At 71.5% G+C, this 14,789-nt stretch carries 15 protein-coding genes; 7 read left to right on the top strand and 8 right to left on the bottom strand.

The features are described from left to right. The first annotated feature begins 51 nt into the window (after positions 1-51). From ASC77_RS16295 to ASC77_RS16280, 4 genes are read left to right on the top strand one after another with little or no spacing between them, the layout of a single operon-like run. Positions 52-804 (top strand): SURF1 family protein, encoded by a 753-nt coding sequence (locus tag ASC77_RS16295; protein ID WP_056155219.1) that lies wholly within the window; start codon positions 52-54, stop codon positions 802-804. A 9-nt stretch (positions 805-813) separates the two neighbouring features. Further along, positions 814-1,158, top strand: coding sequence for a DUF3817 domain-containing protein (locus ASC77_RS16290; protein WP_056155216.1), 345 nt, complete (start codon positions 814-816; stop codon positions 1,156-1,158). A gap of 7 nt (positions 1,159-1,165) precedes the next feature. Next, positions 1,166-1,993: a patatin-like phospholipase family protein gene (locus ASC77_RS16285; RefSeq protein ID WP_056155213.1), complete on the top strand. Its 828-nt coding sequence runs from the start codon at positions 1,166-1,168 to the stop codon at positions 1,991-1,993. Continuing rightward, a complete protein-coding gene (locus ASC77_RS16280; RefSeq protein WP_056155209.1) occupies positions 1,993-3,012 on the top strand; it encodes a 1-acyl-sn-glycerol-3-phosphate acyltransferase in 1,020 nt (339 codons plus the stop codon). Before ASC77_RS16285 ends, ASC77_RS16280 begins: the two co-directional genes overlap by 1 nt. Before the next feature lie 10 nt (positions 3,013-3,022). On the opposite strand, the gene ASC77_RS16275 is transcribed toward ASC77_RS16280, so the two are convergent. Then, a complete protein-coding gene (locus ASC77_RS16275; protein WP_056155205.1) occupies positions 3,023-3,655 on the bottom strand; it encodes a hypothetical protein in 633 nt (210 codons plus the stop codon). A 163-nt stretch (positions 3,656-3,818) separates the two neighbouring features. Here ASC77_RS16275 and ASC77_RS16270 point away from each other — a divergent pair, with 163 nt between their 5' ends. Together ASC77_RS16270 and ASC77_RS16265 are read left to right on the top strand one after the other, a co-directional pair. Further along, the gene (locus ASC77_RS16270; RefSeq protein WP_056155202.1) at positions 3,819-4,331 is read left to right on the top strand and encodes a peptidylprolyl isomerase; all 513 of its coding nucleotides are present in this window, start codon (positions 3,819-3,821) and stop codon (positions 4,329-4,331) included. Between the two features lie 19 nt (positions 4,332-4,350). Beyond that, complete coding sequence (locus tag ASC77_RS16265; RefSeq protein ID WP_056155199.1) at positions 4,351-5,268, top strand: rhomboid family intramembrane serine protease; 918 nt, start codon at positions 4,351-4,353, stop codon at positions 5,266-5,268. Positions 5,269-5,500: 232 nt separating this feature from the next. On the opposite strand, the gene ASC77_RS16260 is transcribed toward ASC77_RS16265, so the two are convergent. Then, positions 5,501-5,956: a cell division protein CrgA gene (locus ASC77_RS16260; protein WP_056155195.1), complete on the bottom strand. Its 456-nt coding sequence runs from the start codon at positions 5,954-5,956 to the stop codon at positions 5,501-5,503. A 103-nt stretch (positions 5,957-6,059) separates the two neighbouring features. Between ASC77_RS16260 and ASC77_RS16255 the strand changes: the two genes are divergently transcribed. Beyond that, complete coding sequence (locus tag ASC77_RS16255) at positions 6,060-6,887, top strand: DUF881 domain-containing protein (protein ID WP_235547718.1); 828 nt, start codon at positions 6,060-6,062, stop codon at positions 6,885-6,887. Positions 6,888-6,905: 18 nt separating this feature from the next. Here ASC77_RS16255 and pknB read toward each other — a convergent pair whose 3' ends face one another. Genes pknB through ASC77_RS16225 form a run of 6 tightly spaced genes read right to left on the bottom strand, consistent with a single transcriptional unit; the run spans position 6,906 to position 14,785 of the window. After that, positions 6,906-8,642, bottom strand: a complete 1,737-nt coding sequence (gene pknB / locus ASC77_RS16250; RefSeq protein WP_056155193.1) for a Stk1 family PASTA domain-containing Ser/Thr kinase — start codon at positions 8,640-8,642, stop codon at positions 6,906-6,908. Positions 8,643-8,654: 12 nt separating this feature from the next. Beyond that, a complete protein-coding gene (locus tag ASC77_RS16245) occupies positions 8,655-10,088 on the bottom strand; it encodes a serine/threonine-protein kinase (RefSeq protein WP_056155190.1) in 1,434 nt (477 codons plus the stop codon). Then, positions 10,085-11,557, bottom strand: coding sequence for a peptidoglycan D,D-transpeptidase FtsI family protein (locus ASC77_RS16240; RefSeq protein ID WP_056155186.1), 1,473 nt, complete (start codon positions 11,555-11,557; stop codon positions 10,085-10,087). Before ASC77_RS16240 ends, ASC77_RS16245 begins: the two co-directional genes overlap by 4 nt. Beyond that, positions 11,554-12,966, bottom strand: coding sequence for an FtsW/RodA/SpoVE family cell cycle protein (locus tag ASC77_RS16235; RefSeq protein ID WP_056155183.1), 1,413 nt, complete (start codon positions 12,964-12,966; stop codon positions 11,554-11,556). Before ASC77_RS16235 ends, ASC77_RS16240 begins: the two co-directional genes overlap by 4 nt. A 1-nt stretch (position 12,967) precedes the next feature. Further along, positions 12,968-14,302, bottom strand: coding sequence for a PP2C family protein-serine/threonine phosphatase (locus ASC77_RS16230; RefSeq protein WP_056155180.1), 1,335 nt, complete (start codon positions 14,300-14,302; stop codon positions 12,968-12,970). Positions 14,303-14,308: 6 nt separating this feature from the next. Then, a complete protein-coding gene (locus ASC77_RS16225) occupies positions 14,309-14,785 on the bottom strand; it encodes an FHA domain-containing protein (RefSeq protein WP_056155177.1) in 477 nt (158 codons plus the stop codon). Positions 14,786-14,789: the final 4 nt, after the last annotated feature.

Raw genomic sequence — 14,789 nt, 5'->3', positions numbered from 1 at the left:
GCGCGGAGCCCACCGCAGGAGCGGGGTGGGTGGGCTGCGTACGCTGATCGCGTGCCCAGCCCGCTCGCCCCGCGCTACTGGGGCGCGCACCTGCTGGCGCTCGTCCTGGTCGGGATCGCGGTGGGCCTCGGCGTCTGGCAGTACGACGCGTGGCAGGCGCACCGGGCCGCGGAGGCCGTCGACCTGACGCACGCCGATCCCCAGCCGCTCGACGAGGTCATCGGCCCCGACGACCCGTTCCCCGGCGACCAGGTCGGACAGCCCGTGTCGGTCTCGGGGACCTGGGTGCCGGACGGGACCGTCTACGTCTCGGGTCGGGTGCACGACGGCCACGACGGCTACTGGGTCGTGACCCCGCTCGCCGTCGACGGCGACGACGGGGCGGCCCTGCCGATCGTCCGCGGGTGGGTGGCCGACCCGGACGACGCTCCGGCTCCACCGACCGGCGCGGCGAGCCTGGACGCCTGGCTCCAGCCGCCCGAGGGCACCGGCGAGGTCGACCAGGACCCGAGCGACGACGTCCTGCCGCAGCTGCGGATCGCCGACCTCATCCAGCACGTCGACCAGGACCTCTACGGCGCGTACGGCGTCGCCACCGAGCCCGAGGACGGGCTCGAGCAGGCCAGCGTCGACCAGCTGCCCGACGTGGGGACGTTCACCGGCATCCGCAACCTCCTCTACGCGATCGAGTGGTGGTTCTTCGGGCTCTTCGCCGCCTTCATCTGGTGGCGGTGGGTGACCGACACGACAGCCGAGGGGCGCGTGGTCGAGGACGCCGACGAGGCCGCGACGAGCGATCCGTAGGCTGGCCCCGTGAAGCTGTTCAACCTCTACCGCGTGCTGGCCCTGGTCGTAGGCGTGCTGCTCGCGTTCTGCGCCCTCGTGGCCGCGCCCCTGAAGTACCTCGCCACGGAGGGCAGCAGCCTCCAGCAGTTCGGCGAGTCCGCCAGCATCATGTGGCTCTTCCACGGCTGGATCTTCATGATCTACGTCGTCGTCGCCTTCCTGCTCGCCCGCCGGGCGCGGTGGTCGATCGCGTTCACCCTGCTCATGCTCGTGGCCGGCCTGATCCCGCTGCTGATCTTCTGGGTCGAGCACCGGGTCAGCCAGAAGGTGCGCGCCGAGAACCCCGAGCTCGTGGGATCCTCGACGGTGTGACGGTCCGATGACCACGGCGTTCGTGCTGGGGGGCGGTGGCGTCCTCGGCGCCGTCGAGGTCGGCATGGTGCGCGCCCTCTTCGAGCGCGACATCACCCCCGACCTGGTGCTCGGCACCAGCATCGGTGCCCTCAACGGCGCGATGGTGGCCCGGCAGCCGGACGCGTCCGTCATCCCGAAGCTCGTCGCGCTCTGGCAGGGTGCCGCGTCCGGCGGCGCCGACGTGTACGGCGACAGCCCGCTGCGCACCGTCCGCCGAGCGATGTCGACCGGCACCCACCTGTGGTCGGCCACGCCGCTCAAGCAGGCGCTCGTCGACGAGTTCGGTGACCTGACCTTCGAGGAGCTGCCGGTCCGCTTCCAGGTCTGCGCCGCCAGCATCGAGCGGGCCGCCGAGCACTGGTTCGACTCCGGGCCGGTCGTGGACGCGGTCGTCGCGAGCGCCGCCGTACCCGGCCTGCTGCCGCCGGCGAAGGTCGGCGACGAGCACTACCTCGACGGCGGCATCGTGAACTCGATCCCGCTCGGCCGCGCCGTCCAGCTCGGCGCCACCCGGGTGTTCGTCCTCCAGGTCGGCCGCATCGACCGGCCGCTGGTGCCGCCGAAGCGGCCGTGGGAGGTCGCGCGGGTCTCGTTCGAGATCGCGCGGCGGCACCGGTTCAACCGGGAGCTCGCCGAGCTGCCGTCGAGCGTCGAGGCGCACGTCCTCCCGGCACGGGGGACCTCGGGCAAGGACGACAGCGTGCTCGGCAGCCGCGACTTCTCCGGCGTGCAGGAGCGCATCGACCTCACCTACGAGGCGACCCTCGCCTACCTCGAGGAGCACCTGAGCTGATGATCTGGGCACTGCGGCGCTGCGTGATCGCGCCGCTCGTGGTCGCCCTGGCCGTGGTCGCCTGGTTCACGCTGCCGCTGTGGCTGATCGGTGCCGCGGCGATCTCGCCGATCGTGCGCGGTCGGCTCCGGCCGCTGCGCTTCTTCTGGGTGGTGCTCGTCTACCTCACCTGCGAGGCGCTGCTGCTCCTGGTGATGCTCGGCCTGTGGTTCGCGTCCGGGTTCGGCCGGCGGCTGCGGACGGCGTACTTCGAGGGCATCCACTACGACCTGGTGCAGGGCACCATGTGGGTGTTCTTCCGGGAGGCCCGGCGGGTGCTGCGGCTGCGCATCGAGTCCGAGGGGCCCGGTCCGCTCGATCACCGAGGCCGCCCGATCCTGGTCTGCTGCCGGCACGCCGGGCCGGGCGACTCCTTCGTGCTGATCCACACGCTGATGGCGTGGTACGGCCGCGAGCCACGGGTGGTCCTCAAGGACACGCTGGCGTGGGACCCGATGATCTCGGTGATCCTCAACCGGATCCCGGCGCGGTTCATCACCCCGAACCCGGGCCCGACCGAGAACCTCGAGGCGCAGATCGCCGACCTCGCGAGCGGGCTCGACGAGAACGACGCCTTCGTGATCTTCCCCGAGGGCGGGAACTTCACCCCGCAACGGCGGCAGCGGGCGATCGACCGGCTGCGCCGGCTCGGCCTGGAGCGGATGGCGCAGCGGGCCGAGCGGATGATCCACGTGCTCGCGCCCCGACCGGGCGGCTTCCTCGCCGCGCTCGACGCGGCGCCAGACGCTGACGTCGTGCTCGTCGCCCACACCGGGCTCGACCACATGGTCACCGTCGGCGAGGTCTGGCGCGAGCTGCCGATGGACAAGCGGATCATCATGCGCTGGTGGCAGATCCCGCGGGCCGAGATCCCGGCCGGGCGCGAGGAGCGCATCGACTGGCTGTTCGCGTGGTGGGAGCGGATCGACACCTGGATAGACGAGAACCGGCCGGCGGAGATCTCCACCGGCCGGTCCTAGAGCGCTTCGGCTACTTCTTGTCGTCGACCTCGACCACGTCGGCCGGGTCGTCCGGCGTGGTCACCGGGTGCGGCGACTCGGCCTGGTCGGCCAGCGCCTCACCGGGCGAGGCACCGGCCTCGTCGTCCTCGACCACCGCGACCGGCTTGGGCGTCGCGGCCGGAGCCGGCGTCGGGGAGTAGGACGACTGCCAGTTCTGGCTCTCCTGGCCGCCGCGCAGCCGCGAGGCGACGTACGCCGCGCCGGCCGCGATCCCCGTAATGATGACCAGCTTGCGGAGCCGGTGCTTCTTCTTCGGCGGGTCGGCGACCTCGGCGACCTTGTCGGCAGCGGCCTCCGCGCCGGCGGCGGCCTTCTCGGCGGCGTACGCCGCGCCCTCGGCGATCTTCTCGGCGGCGACGGCGGCGCCCGCGGCGATCGCCGGGCCTGCCTTGTCGCGAGCGTCGGCGAGGTAGGGGGCCGCCTTCGCCTTCGCGTCGGCGATGGCCGGACCAGCCTTGCCGCGTGCATCGGCGATCGCAGGGCCGGCCTTCTCGCGGGCCGTGGCGACCGCGGCCTCGAGCTGGGGGCGGACCTGGTCGACGTACTCGCTCACCGTGTCACCGGCCTGGTCCAGGAGCGACTTGTTCTTCCGCAGACCCATGGGGGCTTCCTCTCGTCGTGTCCCTGGTGCATCCGATCATGCCACCGGCGACCGAACCAGGGGCCGGGCGCCGGGCGGGCTGCTTGTCGACCGTGCGAGGATCGGACGGCACAACCAGCACCGCGTACGTCCGTGGTGTACCCACCAAACGTGAGAGGCAGTCATGGCGGACCAGCAGGCCATCTTGAAGACCAACCGGGGCGACATCACGCTCAACCTCTTCCCCAACCACGCCCCCGAGACGGTCGCCAACTTCGTGGGCCTGGCCCAGGGCACCAAGGACTACGACGCGGGCAACGGCAAGACCGGCCCCTTCTACGACGGCCTGGTCTTCCACCGCGTGATCGAGGGCTTCATGCTCCAGGGCGGCTGCCCCACCGGCACCGGCACCGGCGGCCCGGGCTACACCTTCAAGGACGAGCCGCACCCCGAGCTCACCTTCGACAAGCCCTACCTGCTGGCCATGGCGAACGCCGGCCCGGGCACCAACGGCTCGCAGTTCTTCATCACCGTCGCGCCGACGACGTGGCTGAACTTCAAGCACACCATCTTCGGTGAGGTCGCCGACCAGGCCTCGCGCGACGTCGTGGACGCCATCGGCACCACGCCGACCGGCCCGGGCGACCGCCCGAAGGACGACGTCGTCATCGAGTCCGTCGAGATCATCGGCGCCTGAGCTCCCCGAACGACCCACGATGAACGATCATCCGGCGCCCGCCGGGGTGCCGGTCTGCTACCGCCACCCCGGCCGGGAGTCGCACATCCGCTGCCAGCGGTGCGAGCGTCCGATCTGCCCCGACTGCATGCGCGACGCCGCTGTCGGCTTCCAGTGCCCCGAGTGCGTCGCGGCCGGCAAGAAGGCGACCCGCAGCGGGCGTACTGCGTTCGGCGGGCTGCGGCCCAGCAACGCCTCGATCACCACCGGGGTGCTGATCGCGATCAACGCGGGCGTGTGGCTGGCGATCCTGGTGACCGGCGGCTCCGGAAGCCGGCTGGTCGACCTCCTGGGACTGCGGCCGAGCGGGCTGTGCCTGCTCGGCAACCAGGCGTACGCCGCACCCCAGGCCGCGTGCGACGCCCAGGGCGGCACCTGGCTGCCGGGGGTCGCGGACGGTGCGTGGTGGCAGCTCGTGACGTCCGGGTTCACCCACGTCACCATCACCCACATCGCCTTCAACATGCTGGCGCTGTGGATGATCGGCCCGCAGCTGGAGCTGGTCTTCGGCCGGGTCCGCTTCCTGGCCCTCTACTTCCTGGCGCTGCTGGCGGGATCGGCCGTCGTGCTGTGGGCCTCCGGTGAGTACCAGCTCACCCTCGGCGCCTCGGGTGCCATCTACGGCCTCTTCGGCGCGCTGATCGTGGTCGCCCGTCGGGTCGGCGGCGACATGCGCGCCCTGTGGGGGCTGATCGCGGTCAACGTGCTCATCACGTTCGCGGTCCCCAACATCTCCTGGCAGGGCCACCTCGGCGGTTTCGTCGGTGGAGTGGTGGTCGCCGGGATCCTGGCCTACGCGCCACGCCGGCACCGAACGGCGTACCAGGCCGCCGGCCTCGTCGCCGTCGCCGCGGTGATCCTGGTGGCGACCGTCGCGCGCACGGCGGCGCTGGCCTGATCTGCGGGTTTCACCGGTTGGCCGGTGAAACCGGCACGACACGCCGACCTAGACCGGCGTGTCGTGCCGGTTTCGGCTGCCCGGTCCCGGGGCAATCATCCACAACTGTGGAGGAGCCTGTGCAGAACTACACGCATGTAGTTCTCCACAGACTTGTCCCCAGGTGTGCATAAACGCCGGCCCCCTCGAGGGGACCGGCGTTCGTGGTGAGGTGCGAGGTGCGGGGGTCAGCTCACTCCCAGCGGGTGGCGAACGTGAAGCCGACCGCCATGAACGCGATGCCGACGACCAAGTTCTTCTGACCGAGGTCGTCGAAGACCGGGATGTTGCTGAGGTCGTTGCTGAACACGTAGTACGTGCAGATCCACAGCAGGCCGATCACGAAGCAGCCGAGCATGCCGACCACGACACCGCGGCCGCGGCCGAGCGGGGTCGACGGGTGCGCGGAGACGATCAGGCCGATCATCAGCAGGCCGAAGCCGATCAGGTAGTTCCAGTCCCCGAGGTCGCGCATGAACGCCGGCGAGCCGCTGTCCTTCGGGGGGAGCGCCGTCGGGTCGAAGACCACGTAGTAGTAGGCGATCCAGGCGATGCCCAGCACCATCAGCACCAGCGCGACGATGAAGCGCGGCGATGCCATCGGGCCCCGGTCGGGGGCGAGGGGGTCCTTGGCCTTGAGCTTGGACACGGGTGCTCCTGGTCGGTCGTGAGGTCGTGCGGGACCCGTCGTGACGCGGGCCATGCTGTCGTCCGTACCGGGCCGGGACGGACTCCGGGATACCTTAGTCAACGTGAGCGCCGGATCCCACGCGAGGCCCACCGGGTCGAGCGACCCGGAGCACCGGCGACGGTTCCTCCGGGTGCCGCAGCGCAACCCGCTGAGCCCCCGCGCCCGGCTGTGGCGCCTGGGCACGCCGCTCGTCGTGCTCGCCTGCGGCGGCCTCTTCGTGGTCAGCGCCAACAACAGCGAGGGCACCGACCTGCGACCAGGCCGCTACACGGACCTGGCGTCGCTGGTCGAGGACGAGTCCGACGCGTACGACGACCTGCGCAGCCGGGTCGCCGCGCTCGACGCCCAGGTCGCGATGCTCAGCACCGCGGTCAGCGACCGCGACGTCAATCGCTACCAGCGCAAGATCGAGCGGCTCCACGACCCGGCCGGCCTGGTGGAGCGCCGCGGTCCCGGCGTGACGATCGTGCTCACCGACGCACCCGCCGACGTCATCAACTCGACCACCGGCAACGTCAACCCGCTGCTGGTGCACCAGCAGGACATCCAGGCGGTGGTCAACGCGCTCTGGAAGGGCGGCGCCAGCGCCGTCACCATCCAGGGCCAGCGGATCGTGTCGACGACCGGCATCAAGTGCTTCGGCAGCCTGGTCCAGCTGCAGGGTGTGCCGTTCCCGCCGCCGTATGTGATCCAGGCCGTCGGCGACCAGGCCGCGCTCCAGGCCGCCGTGGACGCGGACGCGTACGTCGCGGCCTACCGCGAGGACGCCGAGGACCCCGACATCTCCGTCGGCTGGGACCTCGAGCTCGACAACGCGATCACCGCGCCGGCGTACGACGGCCTCACCAGCCTCAGCTACGCCAGCCCCCTGCGCGGCAAGTCCGACTAGCCCGGGAGTCGCCGGCCGTCAGCCCGGCGGTGGCGGGATGATCGGCGTCTCGCTCGGGTCCGTCGTCGGGGTGTCGGTCGGGGACGTGGGGGCCGAGGGCTCCACGAAGCTCGAGACCTGCAGCGTCACCGTCGACCCCTCGGACAGGGTCTCGCCCTTGGCGGGGCTCTGGTCGATGACCGTGCCCGCGGGTTCCGTCGTGTCGTCGGTGGTGAACACCCGGGGCACGAAGCCGGCGTTGCGGATCGCGGTCTCCGCCTCCGCCTGCTGCAGGCCCACGACGTTCGGGACCTTCTCGGGCCCGTCGGAGAACGACACGATGATGGTCGTGCCGGCCGCGACGGTCTGGCCCTGGGACGGGTCGGTGCTGATGACCGTGTTCTTGTCCTCGTCGGACTCGACCTGCTTGAGCTTCACGTCGAAGCCGGCCGCCTCCAGCGTCTGCTTGGCCGCATCCTTGTCCTGACCGATCAGGAACGGCACCTCGACCTGCGGCTTGCCGAGCGAGATCACCAGGTCGACGCGGGTATCGGGGTCGACGTAGTCGTCGGGGTTCGGGTCCTGCCGGACCACCCGCCCCGCAGGCACGTCCTCGCTGTTCTCACGGTCGATCGAGCCGACCGCCAGCCCGGCGTCGCCGATGAGCTGTCGCGCCTGCTTCTCGGTCTTGTTGATGACGTTGGGGGTGGGCACCTGCTCGGGCGCCTTCTCGAACAGGTTGGGCAGCAGGTAGGCCGCACCGGCGATCAGCACGATGAGCAGCAGTCCGAGCGCGATGATCAGGCCGGTCCGGCTGCGCGGCTCCTCCTCCTCGTACGCCGCGACGGGGGCGACGACCGACGTCGCAGCCGTCACCGGGGGCGCGGCGGCGACCGGCGGCGGGATCGGCGCCTGCACCGGGCGCCCGCCCAGGTAGCGCTCGATGTCGCTGCGCATCGCGGCGGCCGACTGGTAGCGGTCCTCGAGACGCTTCGCGAGCGCCTTGAGCACGATCGCGTCGACCTCGGGCGGCAGCGAGGTGTCGTGGTCCGACGGGGGTACGGCGGGCTCGCGGACGTGCTGGTAGGCGACCGCGACCGGGCTGTCCCCGACGAACGGCGGCCGGCCGGTGAGCAGCTCGTAGAGCAGGCAGCCGGCCGAGTAGACGTCGGAGCGCGAGTCCACGGTCTCGCCGCGCGCCTGCTCGGGGGAGAGGTACTGCGCGGTGCCGACCACGGCGGCGGTCTGCGTCATCGTCGACGACGCGTCGCTGATCGCCCGGGCGATGCCGAAGTCCATCACCTTCACGTCGCCGCTCGGGGTCAGCATCACGTTGCCGGGCTTGATGTCGCGGTGGATGATCCCCGCGCGGTGGCTGTAGTCGAGGGCCGAGAGGACGCCGCTGGTGATCTCGAGGGCGCGCTCGGGCAGGATCTTGCGGCCCTCGCGCAGGATGTCGCGCAGGGTGCGGCCGGCGACGAACTCCATGACGATGTAGGGCTGCGAGATCCCCGACCCGTCGGCGGCCGGCTCCTCGCCGGTGTCGTAGACGGCGACGATCGCCGGGTGGTTGAGCGAGGCCGCCGACTGCGCCTCGCGGCGGAACCGGGCCTGGAACGTCGCGTCGCTGGCGAGGTCGGTGCGCAGCCGCTTCACGGCGACGACCCGCCCGAGTCGGGTGTCGGTGCCCTTGCGGACCTCCGCCATCCCGCCGCGGCCGAGGAGCTCACCGAGCTCGTAGCGCCCGCCGACGACGACCGGCTGTTGGTTGTTCACGGTGACCTGGCCTTAGCTGCTCGGGGAGGTGCTGTCGGAAGGACTCTCGGACGCCGACTCGCTGGGGGAGTCCGACGCCGACTCGCTCGGCGACTCGGGCGGCACCGGCCCCCAGAACGTGACCGTGACGGTGTCGCCCTGCTGCAGTGCGCCGGTCGGGTTGACGCTCTCGACGTCGTTCTCGATCTGGTCGCCGGGGTTGTCGACCCGCTCGGTGTTCACGCGCAGGCCGAGGTCGGCGAGCTCGCGCTGGACGTCGGAGAGCGGGCGGTTGACGTACTGGCTCTCGTCGATGCGCACCGTCGTGTCCTGCTCGGTGGCGCTGGTCGTCGGCTCGCTCGGCGACGACGGTGCCGAGGAGGACTGCGTCGGGGAGTCGGTGACCTCGTCGGTCGGGTCGTCGCCGCCGTTGCCCTGGGTGAGCAGCAGCACGACGAGGACCGCGATCACGACCACGGCGATCACGCCGACGACGGGCCACACCCAGCTGCGACGCTCCTCCTCGTACGCCGCCTGCGTCGAGGTGGTCGGCGGTGGCAGCGGGGCGATGACCTGGGTCGCGGGGGTCGGCGCGACGACCGGGGGCGCGACGACGGCGGTCGCGGCGGTGGCCGGGTCGCGCAGCGCCGCGGCGAGCGCGCTGCCGTCGGTGAACCGCTGGGTGGGGTCCTTCGACAGTGCGCGTCGTACGACGGCGGCGAGGTCGGCCGGGACCGACGGGGGCAGGTCCGGGACCGGGTCGCGCAGGTGGGCGAGCGCGGTGGCGACGGCGGTCTCGCCCTGGAAGGGCCGCCGGCCGGCGAGGCACTCGAACGCGACGACGCCGAGCGAGTAGACGTCCGAGGCCGGCGTCGCCTTCAGGCCCTGGGCCTGCTCGGGCGAGAGGTACTGGGGCGTGCCCATGACCTCGCCGGTGCTGGTGAGCCCGACGCCCTCGGCCGCACGGGCGATGCCGAAGTCGGTCACCTTGACGACCCGGTCGGGGGTGACGATCAGGTTGGCCGGCTTCACGTCGCGGTGCACGATGCCGTTGGCGTGCGCGGCTCCGAGCCCGTCGGCGGCCTGGGCGAGCAGGTCGCGGACCGCGGCCGGGTCCATCGGCACGCCGGGGCGCAGCACCGCGGAGAGCGGCTGGCCCTCGACGAGCTCCATCACGAGGTAGGGCCGTCGGCTGCGGGAGCCGTCGGTCATGCTGGCCTCGCCGACGTCGTAGACGGTGGCGATGTTGGGGTGGTGCAGGGACGCGGCGTGCTGCGCCTCGGACTCGAAGCGCACCCGGAAGGTCGGGTTGTCGGCGAACTCCGTCTTCAGCAGCTTCACCGCGACCTCGCGGTCGAGGAGGGTGTCGGTCGCCCGCCACACCTCGCCCATGCCGCCCGTCGCGATGCGGGAGTCGAGCCGGTAGCGCCGCGAGTCGTCCGCGAACCCGAATGGTGTCTGGCTCACCTGATCACCGCTTCCATGACTGCCTTGGCGATGGGGCCGCCGAGCAGACCACCGGCGATCTCGTCGCGCGGGATGTCCGCGTTCTGGATCATCACGGCGACGGCGACCTCGGGGTTGTCGGCCGGGGCGAAGGAGATGAACCAGGCGTACGGCGACCGGTCGGTCGCCCCGGTCTGCGCCGTGCCGGTCTTGCCGGCCACGGAGATGCCGGGGATGGCGGCCGGCGAGGCGGTGCCGTCCTCGACCGTCGAGACCATGAGCTTCTTGACCTCGCCGGCCGTCGTCGCCGAGACCGCCTGCGAGAACTCCTCCGGGTCGGTCTTGCTCAGCACGTTGAGGTCGGCCGACTGCTCCTCGTCGACCAGGTAGGGCTTCATGACGACGCCGTCGTTGGCGATGCCGGCGGAGACCATCGCCATCTGGAGCGGCGTGGCCGAGACGTCGAACTGCCCGAAGCCGGTCTGGCCGAGCTGCGCCTTGTCGATCTCCTCGGGGAAGACCGACAGTGCCTGCGGCGACAGGTCGTCGAAGTAGTGCTGGTTGAAGCCGAACGCGTCGGCCGTCTTGGCCATGTCCTCGGCCCCGACCTCGCCGGCGATCTGGGCGAAGGAGGTGTTGCAGGACTGCTCCATCGCCTGGCGGAACGGGATCTTCGACCCGTTGGCGCCGCAGCTGCGGCCCTCGTTGTCGATCTCGCCGGTGGGGCCGCTGGTGAGGGGGAGCTGGTAGGTCACGCCGCCGGGGACGTTGGAGTCCGCGTCGTAGAGCCCCTTCTCGATCGCCGCCGCAGCGGTGACGACCTTGAACGTCGAGCCCGGTGGCAGCCGGGTCTGGATCGCCCGGTTGAGCAGCGGCTCGGTCGGGTCGTCGTTGAGCTCCGCGGACTTCTTGGTGACCGAGGCCAGGTCGTGCGAGGCCAGCTTGTTGGGGTCGTAGGTCGGGAGCGACACCATCGCGAGGATCTTGCCGGTGCTGGGCTCGATCGCCACGACGGAGCCCTGGACGTCCGAGCCCAGGCCCTGCAGTCCGTCGTACGCCGCCTGCTGGGCCGCGGGGTTGATGGTGAGCGCGACGTTGCCGCCCTGGGGCTGGTTGCCGCTGATCAGGTCGACGAAGTTGTTGACGAACAGCCGCGAGTCGTCGCCGGACAGCACCGAGTTGCGGGAGCGCTCGATGCCGGTGGCGCCGAAGTAGGAGAAGTAGCCGGTGATCGGCGCGTACTGGAACGGCTTCGGGTAGGTGCGCTGGAACTTGTACTCGTCGTCGGACTTCACGCTCTCGGCGACCGGGTTGCGGCCGACCAGGATCGCGCCGCGTTCCTGGGAGTACGCCGCCACCTGGACCCGCCGGTTGAGGGGGTTGTCGTTGAGCGCGCCCGCCTTCCAGTACTGGAGGTAGGTCGCGTTGATCATCAGCGCCAGGAAGAGCAGCAGGCAGAAGATCGAGACGGTGCGGATCGGCTTGTTCATGCGCTCACCGCCCGGACGATCTGGGTCTCCTCGGCGCTGAACGCGGCCGTGTCGTCCGAGATCGTCGGCAGTGGCCGTCGGGCCTGGTCGGAGATGCGGAGGAGCAGCGCGATGATCACCCAGTTCGCGACGAGGGAGGAGCCGCCGTACGAGAGGAACGGCGTGGTGAGTCCGGTGAGCGGGATGAGGCCGGTGACGCCGCCGACGACCACGAAGACCTGGATCGCGAAGACGCTGGCCAGACCGACGGCCACCAGCTTGCCGAAGGCGTCGCGGCAGATCAGCGAGGTGCGCAGCGCGCGCTCGACGATCAGGCCGTACATCATCAGGACCGCCATCACGGCGGTCAGGCCGAGCTCCTCACCGATGGAGGAGACGATGAAGTCGGACTCGGCGTACGGCACCCGGTTGGGGTCGCCGTTGCCGAAGCCGCGGCCGATCAGGCCGCCCCAGCCCATGCCGAACTTGGCCTCGACGGGCTGGAAGCTCTTGCCGCCCTGCTCGGCGGTGTAGAAGTCGAAGGGGTGCTGCCAGATGTCGAAGCGGATCCGGACGTGGCCGAAGAGGAAGTAGGCCAGGGTCGCGCCGCCGACGAACATCAGTCCGCCGACGATCAGCCATCCGGGTCGTTCGGTCGCGACGTAGAGCATGATCAGGAAGAGGCCGAAGAACAGCAGGCTCGAGCCCAGGTCGTGCTGGAAGACCAGGATGCCGAGGCTGACCAGCCACATCGCGAGGATCGGGCCGAGGTCGCGACCACGGGGCAGGTCGACGAAGAGCACCCGGCGGCCGGCGAGGGCGAGCGCGTCGCGGTGCAGGACGAGGTAGCCCGCGAACGCGATGACGAGCAGGACCTTCGCGACCTCGCCCGGCTGGAAGCTGAAGGGGCCGAGGCGGATCCAGATCTGGGCGCCGTTGATGGTGCGGCCGATGCCCGGGAGGATCGGCAGCAGCAGCAGCACGATCGCGGCGAGCCCGCTGGTGTAGGTGAAGCGCTGCAGGACGCGGTGGTCGCGGATCGCGAGCAGCGTGACGACGAAGAGGCCGACGCCGAGCGTCATCCAGATCAGCTGCTGCTGCGCGAAGCCGTGCGGCCGGTCGATCGCCTCGCGGGCCAGGTCGATGCGGTGGATGACCGCGAGACCGAGCCCGTTGAGCGCGGCGACGACGGGGAGCAGGACCGGGTCGGCGTACGGCGCCACGAGGCGGATCACCACGTGCGCGCCGATGACCAGGCCGGCGAGCCAGCCGCCGTACCCCAGGATGTCGGGCGGCACCTCGCCCTGGACGCCGATGCCGACCGCGGCGTACGCGCCGATGCCGACGGCGAGCGCGAGGACGAGCAGGAAGAGCTCCGCACCCCGCCGGCGGCGGTGCACGAACCCCATGAGCGTCGACTGCTGGGCCATCTCAGCCGTCCGTGCCGGCGGTGTCGGTCGCGGGCTCCTGCGAGCGGGCGAGGTTCTGCACGGTGCGCCGGGCGTCGGCGAGGTCGGTGGCGTCGATGCCGTCCTCGACCTTGCCCGCGTCGAAGTCGGACAGCCTGGCCAGCTCGACGTCGCTGGTCTGGTAGGGCTCCGAGAGGTCGAACCCACCGATCGAGGCGTTGACGCCGCGGAAGATCACGACCGAGCCGTCCTGCTCGCCGACGTAGTACTGGTGCTGCGACCACGACCAGAGGCCGGCGACGGCGATCCACCCGATGCCGACGACGACGGCGAGGGCGAAGAGGCGCTTGGCCCAGACGTAGCGGCGGGGCGGGCGCGGTGCGTAGCGGGCGGCCTCGGGGTCGACCGGGTCGGCGTCGATCGCGTCCAGGGCGCCGGCCGGCAGGTCGGGGACGGGCTCCAGCTCGCCGGTGTCGCCCGAGCGGTGGCCGCGAAAGAGGCCGCCGGTCCGGCCGCGCTGGAGTCGACGCTCGGCTGCCGCGCCCACGACGAGGGGCTCGTCCTGGGCACCCGACGCCTCGACGGCCTCCTGCACGTCGGCCACCACGCAGGTGACGTTGTCGCTGCTGCCTGCCTCCAGGCTCGCGCGGACGAGCTCGATCGCGGCGTACTCCGGGTTGCCGGTGCCCAGGATGTCGGCCATCCGGCCGTCGTCGAGCACCCCGCAGGCGCCGTCGCTGCAGACCAGGAGCCGGTCGCCGGCCGCGAGGTCGACGATGAAGAGGTCGGGCTCGCTGTCGCTGACCGCGTCGATCGCCCGCATGATCAGGTTGCGGTGCGGGTGGACCCGGGCCTCCTCCTCGGTGATCCGGCCCTCGTCGATCAAGGTCTGCACGAAGGTGTGGTCGAGGGTCAGCTGGCGGATGGTGCCGTCGCGGAAGAGGTAGGCGCGGCTGTCGCCCACGTGGCCGACGCCGAGGCGGACGCCGTCGAACGCGAGCACGGTGGCCGTGGTGCTCGTGCCGCTGAGCGCGGGGTCCTCGTCGACGAGCTCGACCAGGCGGTCGTGCGCGCGGTGCACGGCACCGGCGACGCGGCCCAGGAGCTCCTCGGACGAGTCGCTGCCGGGGGGCTCGTCGAGCCGGCGGAGCTGGGTGATCGCCGTCGCCGACGCGATGTCACCGCGAGCGGCGCCACCGACGCCGTCGCACACGGCGAGCAGCCAGGGCCCGGCGTACCCGGAGTCCTGGTTGTCGCGCCGGACCCGGCCGACGTCCGAGACCGCGCCGTACTCGAGGCGCAGGCGCGGCGGGGCGCCGGCCCCTGCGGGTGCCGGCTCGGTCGGCTGGTCGGACATCCCGGGCTACTTCCTGAGCTCGAGGATCGTCTTGCCCACGCGGACCTGGGTGCCCATGGTGATCGTGGTCGGCTGGCTGATGCGCACCGTGCCGACGAAGGTGCCGTTGGTGGAGCCGAGGTCCTCGACGAACCACTGGTCCCCCGACGCGGCGATCCGCGCGTGCCGGGTCGAGACGTAGTCGTCGTCGAGCCGGATCGCGGCGTCGCTGCCGCGCCCGATCAGCACCGGGCCGGCGGAGAGGTCGGCGCGCTCGCCCACGTTGGACCCCTCGGTGACCAGCACGTGGGTGGGCACCGTGCGGCGCTTGCCGGGCTTGGGCTGCTTCGGCGGCTTGGGCGCCTTGCCGCCGCCGGTGCGGGCGGCCTCCGGGACCCGAGCGCCGAACATGTCGGAGCGGATCACCGAGATGGCGGACAGCACGAAGATCCAGAGGATCGCGAGGTAGGCGACCCGGATGAGGAACAGCGTCAGCTCGGACATGCGC

It is taken from the genome of Nocardioides sp. Root1257, assembly GCF_001425175.1.
GTDB lineage: Bacteria > Actinomycetota > Actinomycetes > Propionibacteriales > Nocardioidaceae > Nocardioides.
Note: the sequence above shows the minus strand (reverse complement) of the source record. Positions and strands in the feature narration are given on the sequence as shown.

Coding starts and splice junctions, on each gene's coding strand:
- ASC77_RS16285 (WP_056155213.1), top strand. CDS start 1,166: ATGACCACGGCGTTCGTGCTGGGGGGCGGTGGCGTCCTCGGCGCCGTC.
- ASC77_RS16280 (WP_056155209.1), top strand. CDS start 1,993: ATGATCTGGGCACTGCGGCGCTGCGTGATCGCGCCGCTCGTGGTCGCC.
- ASC77_RS16275 (WP_056155205.1), bottom strand. CDS start 3,655: ATGGGTCTGCGGAAGAACAAGTCGCTCCTGGACCAGGCCGGTGACACG.
- ASC77_RS16270 (WP_056155202.1), top strand. CDS start 3,819: ATGGCGGACCAGCAGGCCATCTTGAAGACCAACCGGGGCGACATCACG.
- ASC77_RS16265 (WP_056155199.1), top strand. CDS start 4,351: ATGAACGATCATCCGGCGCCCGCCGGGGTGCCGGTCTGCTACCGCCAC.
- ASC77_RS16240 (WP_056155186.1), bottom strand. CDS start 11,557: ATGAACAAGCCGATCCGCACCGTCTCGATCTTCTGCCTGCTGCTCTTC.
- ASC77_RS16235 (WP_056155183.1), bottom strand. CDS start 12,966: ATGGCCCAGCAGTCGACGCTCATGGGGTTCGTGCACCGCCGCCGGCGG.
- ASC77_RS16230 (WP_056155180.1), bottom strand. CDS start 14,302: ATGTCCGACCAGCCGACCGAGCCGGCACCCGCAGGGGCCGGCGCCCCG.
- ASC77_RS16225 (WP_056155177.1), bottom strand. CDS start 14,785: ATGTCCGAGCTGACGCTGTTCCTCATCCGGGTCGCCTACCTCGCGATC.